Origin of the sequence: Flexivirga endophytica (assembly GCF_014640635.1) — a bacterium.
In the GTDB taxonomy this organism is placed as follows: domain Bacteria; phylum Actinomycetota; class Actinomycetes; order Actinomycetales; family Dermatophilaceae; genus Flexivirga; species Flexivirga endophytica.
This window is the reverse complement of record NZ_BMHI01000001.1, coordinates 931,638-946,705: the sequence shown is the minus strand read 5'-3', so window position 1 is coordinate 946,705 and position 15,068 is coordinate 931,638. Positions and strand designations below refer to the sequence as shown.

Sequence of the window (15,068 nt, the reverse complement as noted above, 5' to 3'; positions counted from 1 at the left end):
GCGAGGAGTCGAAGCAAAAGGCTCAGTGCACGCCGTTCTTGATCTCATAGGACGGGTTGAAGATCGTGGGGACGCCCTTGATGTAGGCGACCCGGCCGGTGACCTTCAGGTAAGTGCCAGGCTCGATGCCGGCGATCTTCCGGCGACCCAGCCAGACGAGGTTCATGGTGCGGCTGCCGTCGTCCAGGTCGGCGACCATGGCCGGCACCGAATCCGCGCGAGGGCGCAGGCTGACGCTGCGCACGGTGCCACAGCAGCAGGCGATCGACCGGTCTGCCGCGTCGCAGATCGGTGTCGCACCGAGCTTGCGTGTGGTCGCCTGCAGGTCGTCGCTCTCCAGCACGTCGTCCGACTTGGTCAGTCGGTCCGTGACCTTCCCCAGAGATGTCTTCCAGCTCACGGGCTTACTCCACTCTCGCGTCGAGGTCGCAGGCTCCCTGCCACGCGAGGGTGGCGCAAGCCCGCTGAGTTCGTGTGGAATCAACTTCCATGTCAACGAACCTCGGTGATCTCCGGGCCACGCTCGAACGGCTTGAAGTCGTCGACGGCGTCCGACTTGTCGCCGGTCTGATCCGGCTTGGCATTGGGGTCGACCTCGGCAGCGTCGGCGTCGACCTGGGTCTGCACTTCCTGCGGGATCTGCAGCGGCAGCATCTCGCGGGGCGCGCGAGGCTCGGTGCCACGAGTGACGACCGAGTGGCGCAGGAACTCCACGAGTTCGTCCCCGGCGGCCTGGTCGATCGCGGCGTTGCCGGACAGGACTGCCCGCAGGAACCAGCGTGGACCGTCGACACCCACGAACCGGGCCGGCGCGTAGGTCGTCCGACCGTCGGCGCCCTTGGTGGGCATCCGGGTGTGCAACTCGATGCCGAGCGGTCCGAGCTTCTCCTCGGCGGTGCCGCCACCACCGAGCAGGTTGTCGGCGATCTCGTCGCGGATCTCGTCCCAGACTCCCTTGCTCTTGGGCGCCGCGAACGCCTGCAGCTGGCACGCCGCGCCGTCCACCACGGCGGTGATGCCGGTGATCTCCTGGCCTGCGTCGTCGACGTCCAGTCGCAGCTCCATGCCGGCGACGGGCGTGATCGCGACCGCGCCGAAGTCGAGGTGACCGTCGAGGTCGTCGATCTCGGAGCGGTCGAACGGGCCGTTGGAGCGGTCCAGGTCATACGGTCGTGGCAGGCGCTCCGGGTGGTCGTCGGCCGTCTCGTCGTCCGTTGCGTCGGACGCCTCGTCTGCGTCGGACGGGTCGTCGCCGACAGCCGCGTCGTCGGTTGCCGTGCCCTCGCCGGACTCGTCGACCTGCTCGACCTCGGTGTCCTCGGCCTCGGTAGCGACGTCGGCCGTCTCGGCCTCCGCGTCCTTGGCCTTGCGCCGGAAGAGTGCCACTGCGCTCGCGCCCCTTTGGGTGGTGGTTGCTTGTTCGGTCTGTGGTGTTTCGCGAAGATCAGTGGCCGCCGAAGCAGCCGCCGTCTCCATATCCAGTGTCGCCCCGGACGGACTCCGGAAGCGAATCGGCCGGGTGCGCGCCTGCGTCATCCGGCCGTGCGTATGACGGCGGCGGCAACTCGGCGTCGAGCTGCCGCACCGTCATCTGCAGTTGCCGCATGTGTCAGGCCGCGCACTCCGTGCAGACCGGCAGTCCGCCGACCTCTTTGGCCAGCTGGCTGCGGTGATGCACCAGGAAACACTTGGAACAGGTGAATTCGTCGTTCTGACGGGGGATCACCTGCACCGAGAGCTCCTCGCCGGACAAGTCGGCGCCGGGCAGCTCGAAGCCTTCGGCCTGCTCGGTCTCGTCGACGTCGACGTTCGACGTGCTCTTGTCGTTGCGGCGTGCTTTCAACTCCTCGATCGAGTCGTTCTCGATGTCGTCGTCGGTCTTTCGTGGAGCGTCGTAATCTGTTGCCATTGCCTGTCTTTCCCGTCTCCTCGTCGCCCTGGATGCACTTGCGGGCGGAATTTTCAGCGTCCTCGCGCGAAGTAACGCTGAAGACTCACGATTTGTGCCCGGACCGCGGGGATTTTGCCCCATCGGAGTACGGCGACAACAGGCGGGGTCCGATCTTTGTTCCGGCAGGGCCTCAGCGGTCGACCAGCGGCGCCAGCAGCGCGACATGCTCAGCACCCCCGGCGACCACCAGGTCGGCCGTCGGGGCGCCGCCCGCCCTGCCCTGGACGAGGCCGCCTGCCTCGGTCACGATCAGCCACCCGGCAGCGAGGTCCCACGGGTTCAGCCCCGCCTCGTAGTAGCCGTCCAGCCGTCCGGCCGCCACCGAGCAGAGGTCGAGCGCGGCACTGCCGGCGCGGCGGATGTCCCGGACCAGTCCGGTCATCTCCGCAGCGAGCGCGGCTTGTCGCTTGCGCTTGTCGACGTCGTATCCGAAACCGGTCGCCAGCAGGCTCATCGCCAGGTCACTCTGTGACGTCACCTGTATGGCGGAGGAGCGACCGCGATGGTCGAGGAACGCTCCACGACCCAACCCGGCGTGGAAGAGTTCGTCGGTGATCGGGTTGAGCACCGCCCCTGCGACGGGACGCCACGCCCCCGGCGTGTGCACGTCGCCGATGCAGGCGGCGACGGAGACGGCATACGCGGGCAGTTGGTAGAGGTAGTTGACGGTGCCGTCGATGGGATCGACGACCCAGGTGACGCCGGTCTCCGAGGGGCTGGACGCGCCCTCCTCCCCCAGCAGCCCGTCACCGGGGCGGGCCGCCTCGAGGCGGGTGCGCAGCAACTCTTCGCTGCGCTTGTCCATGATGGTCACCACATCCGTCGCGGTGCTCTTGGTGGCTGCCACCCCGAGGTGGTCCGGGCGTTCCTCGACGATCAGGTCGCCCGCCTCGCGGGCGACCGTGCATGCGATCGTCTCGAGGTCTGCGATCTCGTCCGCGGTCAGCTCGGGCGTCGGCTCGGATGCCATCGTCATCAATCCCTTCCGCACGCGGCAGGTTTGGCTGCCCGCAGGTTGGGACAGCACCCCGCGGCGCAGATCGGGGGCATCGCCTCGCCCGGCCAGGCGATCGGATCGACTCGCTCACCGCGAGCTTGCGCAGCCCGCTCCTCGACCAGGTCGACCAGGCCCATCACGAACTCCGAGTCGGTGCCCACCGTCGGCACCCGCGTCATCCGCAGTCCGACCTCGGTGGCCGTCTCGGCGGCTTCGGTGTCCAGGTCGTGCACGACCTCCATGTGATCGGAGACGAAGCCGATCGGTGCGACGACGACATCGGTGACCCCGCTGCCGGCGAGCTGGCGCAGGTGGTCGTTGACATCCGGCTCGAGCCACGGCTGCTCGGGGCGGCCCGAGCGCGAGCAGTAGACCAGCGCGCCGCTGAGGTTGCGGTCGAGGGTGATCCCGGCCTCGTCGAGGATGACGTGGGCGATCTCGTCGTGCTGGTGCTCGTAGAGGTTGCCCTCGCCGTCACCCGGCCCGGAGGTGTCGTCCATCGCGGTCGGGATCGAATGCGTGACGAACACGATGCGCAGCTTGTCGTCGTCCTCCTGCCCGCAGGCCCGCACGGCATCGGTCACCAGGCGGGCATTGACCCGCGCGAAGCTCGGGTGCGTCGCGTACTGCCGGATCTTGTCGACCTGCAGCGTGCGGTCCTCATCATTGAGCTGTTCGAGCGCCTCGGCGATGTCCTCGCGATACTGCCGGCACGAGCTGTATGACGCGTAGGCGCTCGTCGTGACAACCAGCACTCGCTGGGCGCCGGAGTCCTGCGCGCCGCGCAACACGTCGGGCAGGAACGGCTCACTGTTGCGATTGGCGATCAGCACCGGGGTCGAGTGGCCACGACGCCGCAATTCCGCCCGTATGGCGCTCTGCAGCGCGCGGGTCTGGTCATTGATCGGGCTGCGCCCGCCGCGGGCGTAGTAGTGCTCGGCGACCTCCGCGAGACGCTCGTCCGGAATGCCCCGTCCGCCGGTCACCCGCCGCAGGAACGGCATGACCTCGTCCTCGCCCTCGGGGCCACCGAAGGACAGCACGAGCACCGCGTCATACGGCTCGAGGGCCGTGGACTCGCTCAGCGGCGCCGGTGCCGGCTCGAGTGGTGGCACGGGAGCCGGCTCCGGCTCCGGGGCACGATCAGGTCGCGCGGATTGTTCGGGCGGCTCCGCGATCGGCGATGACATGGTCTGGTGGCTCCTGGCGCGTGAGGAGGTGAAGGGATCCGACCGGAGGTCGGCAACGCCAGCGTACGACGCCTGACGGGCCGTCGATCGGCGCGCCCTACAGTGTCCGTACCGCGCCGCGTGGCATGGTTGGCTGCGGCTGAGAGCAGCAGTGCCGCAGCCAACGGATCCGAGCACGACTCGGCGCACCACGGGATACGCACCACGGATACCTGGGAGAGACGCACATGCGGGAGTTGCGACTGATCGGCGTCCATGACGACGGCGAGCACCTGCTTCTCACCGAGGACGGTGACGACCGTTTCACGGTGCCGATCGACGATGCTCTGCGCTCCTCCGTCAAACGCGCCGTGGCAGGTCCGTCGGCCGACCCCGACGTCGTGCCGGTCCCCGAAGAACTGCGCCCCCGCGACGTGCAGGCGCTGCTGCGTGCCGGTGTCTCCGTCCGCGATGTCGCCGAGCGGGCCCACTGGACCGCCGAGAAGGTGGAGCGATATGCGGGTCCGATCCGTGCCGAGCGCGAGCACATCGCGGGTCTCGCACGGGCCATCGCCGTCAGCGACGCCGCGGCAGGCCGGACCGACACGACGTTCGGAGAGCGGGCCGAGCGACGTCTCGACGGTCGCGGTGTCGACCCGGACGACGTCGTGTGGGACTCCTGGCGTGGACGTGACGGCGACTGGACGGTGCTGTGCAGCTTCCCCGCTGGTGGCCGGCAGCGCCGCGCCACCTGGCACTTCGACGTGCGTGGGCGCATCCTCGAGCCGACCGATGACGAAGCGCGCTGGCTCGGTGAGGACGAGGGGTCTCACGGACCGCTTTCCGCGGGCTCGGGCCGTGACTCCTCGGTCTATGACGTCGAGGCAGAGGGCGGCCTGAACGCCTCGCGTGGCACCACGGTGCGACGGGTCCGGGGTGGACGGACATCTGCGACCGCCGTGCCGAAACAACCCGCGGCCCCGGCCGGCAAGCCGGCCGCGAAGACCGCTGGCAAGGCCGGCAGCAAGGACGCACCCGAGCCCGCCGAGCGACCGGTCGATCTCGTCGCCGCGATGCGCGAGCGCTCCAGGAACCGCCGCCGCAAGGGCAAGCCTGCGGCGCAGCACGACTTCCCCGACGACGCCGCGCCCCGCGAGCAGCTGGACACCTCCGGCGAGGCGCCCCCGGTGGGCTCGCACCCGAGCGAGGACCAGCTCGCCGAGTCCGAGCCGGAGCAGCAGCCAACTTCCGAACACCTGGGTCACGACCCGGTGACCGGCACCGCGGATCTCTTCGCGGACCTGCCGCTCGACGAGGAGGCCACGGGCCCGAACGACGCCGACGACGCCGACGACGCCGACGACGCGGCCGACGCCGTCGCCGAACCGGCAACCTCCGACGACCCCGCAGACTCTGACAAACCCGCGGCCGCAGCCACCGACGAGTCCGACAAGTCCGACGCTGGTAATGACACGGCTGACTCCGAAGACTTCACCGACGAAGACCTCGACTACGAAGACCTCGAGGACGAAGAGTCCGACGACGACCTCGAGGACACAGCCGCCGCTCCCACGCAGGACATCGGGAAGCCGGACCGCGCTGCGCGGGAAACCGTGATCCCCGACCGGCCGAGTTCGGCCCGCAAGGGTCGTCCGAGCGTGCCGAGTTGGGACGACATCATGTTCGGACGTCGCCCGGGTCACGACTGACCGGCGTCCTCAGCGCCAGCCGCCCGGTGGGCCCTGCCGGGGCCGGCCGTCATCCGGACGATGCCGGGTCACCGCACTCCGACGCACGCTGATCGTCTCCGCCTCGTCCGGCTGCGGTTCGGGACGCGGGTGCGATCGCGGCGACGGGCGGTCCTCGCCATACGGCTCGGCCTCGACGTCCTGCGGCCGCGGCGGCGTGCGACGTCCTGGCGCGCGTGGTGCCACCGCCCGGGCACGCTTCGGGACCGGCAGTGACCGGCCGCTGTTCCAGATCAGCACGACACTCGCCCACGCGACGAGGACGACGGCCGCGATGATCATGCCGAGGCTGGCATTGGTCGGGATCGCGACCGCCACGATGCCACCGATGACCCAGGCGAGCTGCAGCAATGTCTCGGATCGCCCGAACACGCTGGTACGCATGTGTTCTGGGACGGTGTCCTGGATCTGCGAGTCGAGTGCGAGCTTGCCCAGCTGCTGCCCGGTGCCGGCCACGAAACCGACCGCCACCGCGGTCCAGACGGTGAAGTGCGCAGCGGCGATGACCACCATCACCGCATCCGCGATCAACGTCGCGAGGACGATGGTCTTGGGCGAGGCGATCTTCAGCGCGGCCCCGGCGACCGTACCGACCGCGTTGCCGACACCGGCGGCGCCGAGCACGAGAGCCAACAGCAGCGTCTCCTTGCCTTCCCAGCCCGGGAACGGGTGGCTGCGGACCAGGAAGGCGAGAAAGATCGTCAGGAAGCCGGACAGCCAGCGCAGACCGGTGTTGGCACGCAGCGCGGTGACGACCGCCGGTCCGATTCCGCGTCGAGTCGCCTTCCCTGTGGTCAGCCCGGACGGCGCAGGTTCTTCACCGACGCTCGAGTCGACCCGTGGCGGCAGCAGAATGGCCAGCACCGTGCCGATCGCGAAGAGCAGTGCACCTACTCGCAGCGACCACGCCGCACCACCGAGCTTCGCAGCCCCGCCGGCGAGCGCACCGGCCACGCCCGCGCCGATGACGCCGGCCAACGACAGCCGGCCGTTCGCCTTCACCTGGGTCAGTTGTGGTGGCAGGACGCGAGGGACCGCCGAAGAACGGGTCACCAGGTAGGCCCGCGACGCGACGAGCACGCACAACGCCACCGGGAAGAGCCACACCGAGTCGTCGTCGACGGTCTCCGCGAGCACCCAGCAGAGGAAGGCACGGATCGCCAAAGTGAAACCGATGGCCCACCGGCGACCATGACGGAACCTGTCCAGCAGCGGACCGAGCAACGGCGCCACGATCGCGAACGGCAGCATCGTCAGGAGCAGGAAGAGCAGCACCTGGCTCTTGGCCTGAGCGGAAGAGACCGAGAAGAAGACGGTGCCGGCCAGGCCGATCGTCACTGTGGCATCGCCGGCCGAGTTGAAGGCGTGCACCTGGATCATCCGAGCCAGACCGCTCTCCCCCGCACCCTGTGCCTCGCTCGCTTTACGGGCGGCATACACGGTCTTCTTGCTGGCCGTGGCCGTGAAGCGGGCCATCGCGCCGGCGCCACGCACGACGCCGCGCCCGGCGGCGAACGCCGTGTCGCGGCCGCCGTGCTGCTCGCCGCCGTCATCCTGCTGAGGTGTCCGCTCGTCGGCGTCGCCGGCCGGTGGGTATGGCGTCCGGCGCTCGTGAATGCCGTCCGTCCGCGGGACCCTCGGAGGTGCGCCGGGAGGCGTGCGTCGACCCGGCGGCATCGGCCGCGTTCGGGGCGTTTGCTGGACCGGCTCGGTGAAGGCCCGGTCGCGTTCGGCCCGGCGACGTCGCCTGCCCGAGTGCGCGTCGCCTGTCATGTTCCCATCATGCCAACTTCGGGCCGGAATCTCCGGCAGTGGGCTCGGTCCCACGCGGTCCGGCACCCGGCAGGGGGCACAGGTCCAGGTCGAAGGGCAGCACCTGCGCCGAGACCGACTGCGCCCGCGCGGCGTGGGACGTCATCCGGCGCATGTAGTGGCGGCGGCAGAGCACTTCGTACTCCACGACCGCGGGGCTGTCCTGTGCGACGTCGCCGACGACGACCTGCTCCCCCTCGACGACCATGTCGCCGTCGACGACCCGCGCGTTGTGGGTGGCGCGCTTCCCGCACCAGCACAGCGCCTCGACCTGCGGGACCTGGGTGCGGTCGGCCAGCTCGATCAGCCGACGTGACCCCGGGAAGAGCTGCGCGCGGAAGTCAGCGGTGATCCCGAAGGTGAAGACGTCGATGTTCATCTCGTCGACCAGTCGGGCCAGTTGGTCGACCTGCGCCGGCGTGTAGAACTGCGCCTCGTCGCAGATGAGGTAGTCGATGACGCGGCCGCCGGTGGCCTGCTCGACCACGACCTCCCAGAAGTCCAGGGAGTCGTCCACCTCGACCGCCTCGTGCGACAGTCCCAGCCGGGAGGACAGCACCGCTGCGCCGGCCCGGTCCAGCTTGGTGAACACCAGGCCGCGACGGCCGCGGCTGCGGTGGTTGTGATCCATCTGGAGCGCGAGGGTGGACTTGCCGCAGTCCATCGTGCCGGAGAAGAAGACGAGTTCAGCCACGATCGGACAGCCTACGAGGCGCCCTCGGTCCGGTGCTCACCGTGCCGGGAGGTGGATGAAGGGCACCTGTTGTTCGGCGTCGGTGAGTGATCCGTGCTGACCGATCAGGGCGATGATCCGGGAGTTCATGACCCGGCTGTCCACGAAGCTGACCGGTGCGTGCACCGCGACGATCACGTCCCCGAAGCGGGCCAGCACGTCCGGCGAGACGGGTCCGAAGAGTCCGGTGGCGACGGCTTCGTCCCGGGTCATGACCCAGCCGTCGTCACCCACGCGCGCCGTCCAGGCAGCGATCACGTCGGCGACGGCACCGGGCCGGCAGTAGAGCTGCACACCACGTGGCTCGCCGCCGACCAGCTCGACGCCCGCCCGCAGCTCGGGGTCGGTGGCGACATCGGTCCTCGCCGAGGCGGGCACGTCGACCATGCCGTGGTCGGCGGTCACGGTCAGCGACGTGTCATCCGGCAGCATGGTGCGCAGCCGGCGCAACTCCCCGTCGAGCAGCTCGACGGACTCGCCCCACTGCCATGACTCGCAGCCGTGCTGATGGCCGGTGCGATCGACATCGCCCCAGTAGAGGTAGACCAGCGCACGCGGGGTCGCCCGTGCGGCGCGCACGGCCGCGTCGACCGAAGCGGACAGGCCGCGCGCTTCGGCGAACAGCGCACCGCGCAGCGCCGACCTGGTCAGTCCGGAGCTACCGAACTTGGCCGGACCGACCATGGTGACCGGAATCCCGGCCGCGGTCGTCTGCTCGAAGATCGTCCGGTGCGGCTGCCACTGCTCGGGATCCGGGCCGCCGATCCAGTCCAGCTCGTTGAAGAGCCGATCGGTGCCGGGCACGCGCACCTGGTAGCCGGCCAGACCGTGCGCGCCCGGCGGCAGTCCGGTGCCGAAGGTGCCCATACTGGTGGCCGTCGTCGACGGGAAGCCGGCAGTGAGCACCCCGGGTACGGCGGGATCCTGGGCAGCGGCCGACGCGCGCAGGAACGGTGCGTGGCCGGAGCGTCGGCGCAGCAGATCGGCGCCCAGCCCGTCAGCGAGCACGACCACGGCTCGCGTGGCCGCCGGCAGTCGCGCGCCGGTCGCCGCCGGCAGCTGCGGCCCGCCCAGTGACCGGACGACGCGGGGCAGCACCCCGGCCAGTCCGGTGCCGTCGTATGACGGAAGCGCCTGCGGGATCACCGGCCGATGGCGGCGGAGAGCGCCGTCGAAAACACTTGTGCCTGCTGCAGATTGTCGTCACCGTCGGCGTCGGCGCTGACCCGCACGGTCACGTCATCGCCGGTGATCGTGCCCTCGTAGCCGTGGTCGGCGTCGCAGTTGGGGTCGGCGCAGTTGGCAGGCAGGAGGTCGACCCGGGACACGGCGCCCCACGAGATCGTCAGGGTCACCTCGCGGCCGAAGGACCCTTCGACATAGCGCTCGGGATCGGGCACCACCCGGCCGAGCATGACGCCGCGCACGCAGGACAGCGGGACCGTCTCGCTGGTCGCCGTGGCGACCATCCCGAGGTGCTGGACCGGCGAGTCCGGTGTGGGCGCGTGGTCGTCGGCGTGCGCCAGGATCAGCCGGCTGTCGGTCAGCACGAAGACCGTCACGTGCCGCCGGACGGTCTCGGCGTCGATCGTCGTCTCCGCGTGCACCAGGTGGGACGTGATGCTCTCGCTGCCGACCGCGGCGGCCACGACATCGGCGACCAGGAGCGGGAAGTAGCCGGCCTGCTCGATGTCGGCGAGGAGGCCGGTCGGCAACGCCGACGCGGTGATCTGCTTGCTGGACGAAGACATGTCGGTCATTGTCGCAGGTTCACTCTTGGCAGTGAGCGACGTCCGGAGTCGGTGCGCACGGCGGGTGGCGCGACGGTGACCGTGGCTCCGAGCACCTCGAGTCCCCCGGCGTGGGTGTTGACCGGGTTGAGCTCCAACGCGGCCACGTCGGGCAGGTGTTCGGCGAGCACCGAGATGCGGGCGACGACGTCCTCCAACGCGGCCTGGTCGACCGCCAGCCCACCGCCGCGTCCGTGCAGTAACGGCGCCGCCCGCACGGAGTTGATCAGGTCACGCACGTCCACCTCGGTCAACGGCGGGATCCGGTAGGCCAGGTCGCCCATCACCTCGGTCGGCGCGCCGGCGAGGCTGAAGCGCACCACAGGCCCGAAGAGGGGGTCCTCACCGGTCGCCACGATGCACGGGATGCCGGGGGTCGCCATACGCTGCACGACCAAGCGGTTGGCGTGCAACGGCCGCAGGCGCTCGTCCAGCGTCGTGTAGGCGTCATGCACGGCTGCCGCGTGGGTCAGATCGGCGCGCACCGCCGTGACCGGCTGGGTCCGCACCAGGGGCGACACCGACTTGACGACCACCGGGTAGCCCATTTCTTCGGCGACCTGGACCGCTTCGTCCGCGGACCGCACCGACGTGTAGGGCCACACGTCGATGCCGTATGCCGCGAGCAGTTCGCGCACCTCGGGTGCGGTCAGCGGCCGCCCGTCGGGTGAGGCGGCCAGCACCCGATCGACCAGGTGCTCGGCAGCCCGCCGGTCGATGCCTTCGGGCAGCACCGGGGTTCCACGATCCGTGCCGCGCCACTCCCCGTAACGGGTGACCGCCGCGAGCGCCCGCACACCGTCCTCGGGCACCGCATAGGACGGCACGAACTTCTCGATCTGCGTCTCCGGATGGGGCGCGGCCAACACCTCACTGACCCCGCTGATGCCCAAGAACGTTGTCAGACACGGCTTTTCGTGCCGGGCGGAGACCTTCGCCAGCGCAGTGGCCAGGCCGATGCCCTGGATGATGACCGGCTGCATGAACGCGGTCACCACGCTGTCGACATCCGGGTCGGCGAACGCCGCGTCGACCGCCTGTTCCAGCTGCTCGGGGGTGCACTCCGCCGGGAGGTTCACCGGACCATGGGTGATCTGCAGGCCGAGGCTGATCGCGTTGTCTGCCGCGAGCGCGCCGAGGGCGTCGGAGTTGCCGACGATCGCCACCCGCGGCCCTTGCGGGATCGGCTGGTTGACCACCAGTTGGGCGACGTCGAACATCTGGTGCAGGTTCTCCACGCGTATGACGCCCGCCTGGCGCAGCATCGACGAGAACGCGTCCGGCGAGATGTGCGTCGGGCGGACCCGGTGCCCCGGTGGCACGCCGTACGAGGACACACCGGACTTGACCACGATGACCGGTTTCTGCAGCGACAACCGACGCGCGATCCGGGAGAACTTGCGAGGGTTTCCCATCGACTCCAGGTAGAGGCCGACGGCCTCGGTCCGGTCGTCGTCCATCCAGGCCTGCATCACGTCGTTGCCCGAGACGTCGACGCGGTTGCCGGTCGACACGAAGTCGGTCAGACCGAGACCGCGCCGCTCGGCGAAGTCGAGCACGGCGATGCCGAGCGCACCGCTCTGCGCGAAGAGACCGAACCGTCCCCGACCTGGCATCTCCGGGGCGAGGGTGGCGTTCATCCGCACGTCCTCGCGGGTGTTGATCAGGCCGAAGGAGTTGGGGCCGGCCACTCGCATGCCGTGCCGCCGGGCGGTGCTGAGGAGTTCGGCCTGCAACTGCTCCCCCTCGGGTCCTGCCTCGGCGAACCCGGCGGAGATCACCACCAGCGCCTTCACGTCGTGCTCCGCGCATTCGTGGACGACCTGCAGCACTTCCGGTGCCGGCACCGCGATCACCACCAGCTCCACGGGCCCCGGCAGATCTTTGACGCTGGGATGCACTGTCACGTCGCGGATCTCGTGGTGCACGTTGCGGTTGACGGCATACAACGCACCGGTGAAGCCGCCAGCCTGCAGGTGCTCGAAGACGCCGCGGCCCAGGCCGGTCGGCCGGGAACCGACCCCGACCACCGCGATCGACGACGGTGCGAGCAGCGAGCGCATGCTGCGCGCCTCGGCGCGTTGCTCACGCGCCGTGCGGACCGCCTGTGACTGCTCGGTCGGCTCGATCCGGAAGGTCAGCGCCATGACGCCGTCGTCGAACCGGCGCCGCACCTCGAACCCGGCGTCGGTGAAGACGCCCATCATCTTGTGGTTCTGTGGCAGGACGTCCGCGACGAACTCCTGCACGCCTGCCTCCGCACCGATCGCCGCGAGGTGCTCCAGCAGCACCGACCCCACGCCACGGCCCTGGAAGTCATCGGCGATGTTGAACGCGACCTCGGCCTGCGGCCCGTCCGGTCCGGTGAGCCGGTCGTAGCGTGCGACGCCGACCATCCGGCCGCCCGCCTCCACGATGAGCGCGACGCGCTGGCTGTAGTCGACGTTGGCGAAGCGCGTGGCCTCACGGTCCGACAGGTGCTTCAGCGGTGCGAAGAAGCGCAGGTAGATCGACTCGTCCGACTGCCGCTCGTGGAACTCCTGCAACAGCTCGACATCGTCCGGGCGGATGGGCCTGACCTGGGCGACCGATCCGTCGCGCAGGACCACGTCGGCCTCCCACTCGCGGGGATAGCCCGGTGGCAGCTCGTCCGCGGACCTGTCGTCGGTCGAGTTCATGCTCCGAGCATGCCAGGTCGGGGTCCGGTGGTCCCGGCGGAGGACACCGGTGTCAGTGCCTCGGGTCGACCACGGTCCATTTCGTGCCGTAGTCGGAGGTCATCCAGAATCCGTGGGTGGTGCGCGGGACGGCGTAGACGATCCCGCCGCCGGCGCTGGCGGTCCAGTCAAAGCCGGTGCCCGGCAGCTGTTGGCCCTTGGGCGGTGTGGCCGCGCCGAAGCCGTTACCGCCGTTGTTCGACACCATCAGGCTGTCGTCACCGTTCGGGGCGGGGACGCCCGTGCTCTCGCGAGGTCCGCCGGCGGAAGCGACCAGGTGCTTGCTGTCCGCCGCGGCCAGCCACACATCACCGAGTCGAGCCAGGATGAGCGCCCCGCGCGAGACGCTGCTCCAGGACTTACCCGCGTCGTCACTGCGCACGATCGTGTACGACGTCTGGCTGTTGCCCGCCTTCTGCGGGTTGCAGAGGGCGAAGAGCTGCAGCTGCTTGCTGTTGGTGGCCGGGGTCACCGACTGCAGGGCGGCTCCGGAGCACGCCGGTGGCGCGTTGAGCGTGGTCAGCTTCTTGTCGTCGAGCCGCATCGGCGCGATCGACGCGCCGGCGTTAGCAGCGGTCAGTTGCACGATGACCTGGTCGTTCTGGACGGTGACCGTCCCGGCACTGACCTGCGCACGCGGCGTGACCTGCGCGTCAGGGCCGGTGATGGTGCCCTTCGCCGGGTCGAACCGCGTGACGTAGACCGGCCCGTTGCAGACTCCCTGCCCACAGTTGTCCGAACTCAGCAGCACCGCGTGCTGCGAGTTGATCTCCACGTCCAACACCGTCGAACCCGGGTGGCTCATCTTGGTGAAGCTGGCGCCACCGTCACGAGTGACCCACAGGTCGCCGCCGAACACGTAGCCGGTCTGCGGCGTGGCGAATCGGGTCTGGGTGACCGCACGCTCCGGCTGCACCTGGGGAACGTCGGTGCCGGTCGCGGCGGACACGTCGGTGCCGTCGAACCGGTGCACCGCCGTCCAGGTCCTGCCGTTGGTGCCCGAGCGCAGCAGCACCGGGCAGGCGTCGTCACCCTCGCAGTCCTGGGCACCGAGCGCGTAGACGGTGCTCTGCCCTGCGTTGCTGACCGACCACGTGCGGAAGCTGTCCGGGACGGTGGTCGGGCGCTGCGCGGACGACACCGAGGACGGACTGGACGTCGGCTCACCGGTGGTCACAGGGTTGCCGCCGACGATCGCCTCACCGCGCCGCACCCCGTCGCCCATGCCGTTCTGCTGCCAGAGGAACACAGCGAAGATCGCGATGATCGCGACCGCGGCACTGGACAACAGTGCCAGCCGGTTGCGGCGGCGGGAGGACCGGCGCGACTCGTGCACGATGCGCTGCCAGTCCAGGTCGGTCGCCGGCTGATCGCGCACCTGCGAGCGCGCCGCGGCGAAGAAGCCGGCCACGGCGTCGCGCTGATCCGACGGCTCACCGTGGTTGTGACCGTCGTTCAGGGGAGAGTCGTTCAGGGGAGAGTCGTTCACCGAGTCACCTCCAACCGTTGTGCCAGTTGCTTGCGTGCATCGTGCAGGTCGCGCTTGATAGTGCCCTCACTCTTACCGGTCTGTGCCGCGACCTGCGCGACCGACAGGTCGGCGAAGTAGTGCAGCAGCACGACCAGCCGGAACCGCTCCGGCAACGACTCGACCGCGTCACGGACGCTCAGCCGGGTCGCCGGGTCCAGGCCGCTGTCCGCGACGTCCACGGCCCGGGCACTGCCGGCGACGAACTTCTCGTATGCCGAGGCCTCGCGGCCACGCTTGCGCCAGTGGTCGCGGACCTGGTTGGCGGCAGCGGTATAGAGCCAGGCGCGCGGATCCTGCACCGAGTGCCAGTGCGTCAACAGCTTCACGAACGCATCCGTGGCCACGTCGTGGGCCAGGTCACGGTCGCCGATCAACTGCGTGGTCCAGCCGACGAGCCGCCCGAAGTGTGCGTCATACACCTCGCGGACGGCGCTCTCGACGGCTGCTTCCCCCGAAGCCACCCATCGCCACCTTTCCCGTGGGACGCAGGCAGTCGCGCGCTGCCCGATGATCGTCGCCGTCATACCCGAGAGGACGCCGCACCGGCCTGCGCGGTTGGTTGCCCACCACATGTGCGTTGTTGACCGGTCCTCGAATCACCACCGGCCAGCCGAAAGCCT

General features: G+C 69.9%; 14 protein-coding genes. 1 reads left to right on the top strand and 13 read right to left on the bottom strand.

The window, feature by feature from the left end; all coding sequences use genetic code 11:
- Positions 1-22 precede the first annotated feature (22 nt).
- From IEX71_RS04345 to IEX71_RS04320, 6 genes are all read right to left on the bottom strand, one after another.
- Complete coding sequence (locus IEX71_RS04345) at positions 23-400, bottom strand: OB-fold nucleic acid binding domain-containing protein (RefSeq protein WP_188835680.1); 378 nt, start codon at positions 398-400, stop codon at positions 23-25.
- 92 nt (positions 401-492) lie between these two features.
- The gene (locus IEX71_RS04340) at positions 493-1,386 is read right to left on the bottom strand and encodes a DUF3710 domain-containing protein (protein WP_229749450.1); all 894 of its coding nucleotides are present in this window, start codon (positions 1,384-1,386) and stop codon (positions 493-495) included.
- 58 nt (positions 1,387-1,444) lie between these two features.
- Positions 1,445-1,606 (bottom strand): hypothetical protein, encoded by a 162-nt coding sequence (locus tag IEX71_RS04335; protein WP_188835911.1) that lies wholly within the window; start codon positions 1,604-1,606, stop codon positions 1,445-1,447.
- 3 nt (positions 1,607-1,609) lie between these two features.
- Positions 1,610-1,909: a DUF4193 domain-containing protein gene (locus IEX71_RS04330; protein ID WP_188835679.1), complete on the bottom strand. Its 300-nt coding sequence runs from the start codon at positions 1,907-1,909 to the stop codon at positions 1,610-1,612.
- 172 nt (positions 1,910-2,081) lie between these two features.
- Positions 2,082-2,921 carry an inositol monophosphatase family protein gene (locus tag IEX71_RS04325; protein ID WP_188835678.1) on the bottom strand — a complete coding sequence of 280 codons (840 nt, stop codon included), beginning with the start codon at positions 2,919-2,921 and terminating at the stop codon, positions 2,082-2,084.
- A 5-nt stretch (positions 2,922-2,926) separates the two neighbouring features.
- Complete coding sequence (locus IEX71_RS04320; RefSeq protein ID WP_188835677.1) at positions 2,927-4,138, bottom strand: ferrochelatase; 1,212 nt, start codon at positions 4,136-4,138, stop codon at positions 2,927-2,929.
- A gap of 227 nt (positions 4,139-4,365) precedes the next feature.
- On the opposite strand from IEX71_RS04320, the gene sepH reads away from it, so the two are divergent.
- Positions 4,366-5,826: a septation protein SepH gene (gene sepH, locus IEX71_RS04315; protein WP_188835676.1), complete on the top strand. Its 1,461-nt coding sequence runs from the start codon at positions 4,366-4,368 to the stop codon at positions 5,824-5,826.
- A 9-nt stretch (positions 5,827-5,835) separates the two neighbouring features.
- On the opposite strand, the gene IEX71_RS04310 is transcribed toward sepH, so the two are convergent.
- The 7 genes from IEX71_RS04310 to IEX71_RS04280 are packed head-to-tail and all read right to left on the bottom strand — an operon-like array spanning position 5,836 to position 14,909.
- Complete coding sequence (locus tag IEX71_RS04310; RefSeq protein ID WP_229749449.1) at positions 5,836-7,638, bottom strand: MFS transporter; 1,803 nt, start codon at positions 7,636-7,638, stop codon at positions 5,836-5,838.
- Between the two features lie 7 nt (positions 7,639-7,645).
- Positions 7,646-8,371 carry a thymidine kinase gene (locus IEX71_RS04305; protein WP_188835675.1) on the bottom strand — a complete coding sequence of 242 codons (726 nt, stop codon included), beginning with the start codon at positions 8,369-8,371 and terminating at the stop codon, positions 7,646-7,648.
- Between the two features lie 36 nt (positions 8,372-8,407).
- Positions 8,408-9,556 (bottom strand): alkaline phosphatase family protein, encoded by a 1,149-nt coding sequence (locus IEX71_RS04300; protein WP_188835674.1) that lies wholly within the window; start codon positions 9,554-9,556, stop codon positions 8,408-8,410.
- Positions 9,553-10,161, bottom strand: coding sequence for a DUF5998 family protein (locus tag IEX71_RS04295; protein ID WP_188835673.1), 609 nt, complete (start codon positions 10,159-10,161; stop codon positions 9,553-9,555). The genes IEX71_RS04300 and IEX71_RS04295 overlap by 4 nt, the downstream gene beginning before the upstream one ends.
- A gap of 5 nt (positions 10,162-10,166) precedes the next feature.
- Positions 10,167-12,878 carry a bifunctional acetate--CoA ligase family protein/GNAT family N-acetyltransferase gene (locus tag IEX71_RS04290; RefSeq protein WP_188835672.1) on the bottom strand — a complete coding sequence of 904 codons (2,712 nt, stop codon included), beginning with the start codon at positions 12,876-12,878 and terminating at the stop codon, positions 10,167-10,169.
- Positions 12,879-12,930: 52 nt separating this feature from the next.
- Positions 12,931-14,406 carry a beta propeller repeat protein gene (locus tag IEX71_RS04285; protein WP_188835671.1) on the bottom strand — a complete coding sequence of 492 codons (1,476 nt, stop codon included), beginning with the start codon at positions 14,404-14,406 and terminating at the stop codon, positions 12,931-12,933.
- Complete coding sequence (locus IEX71_RS04280; RefSeq protein WP_188835670.1) at positions 14,403-14,909, bottom strand: RNA polymerase sigma factor; 507 nt, start codon at positions 14,907-14,909, stop codon at positions 14,403-14,405. Before IEX71_RS04280 ends, IEX71_RS04285 begins: the two co-directional genes overlap by 4 nt.
- Between the last annotated feature and the right edge of the window lie 159 nt (positions 14,910-15,068).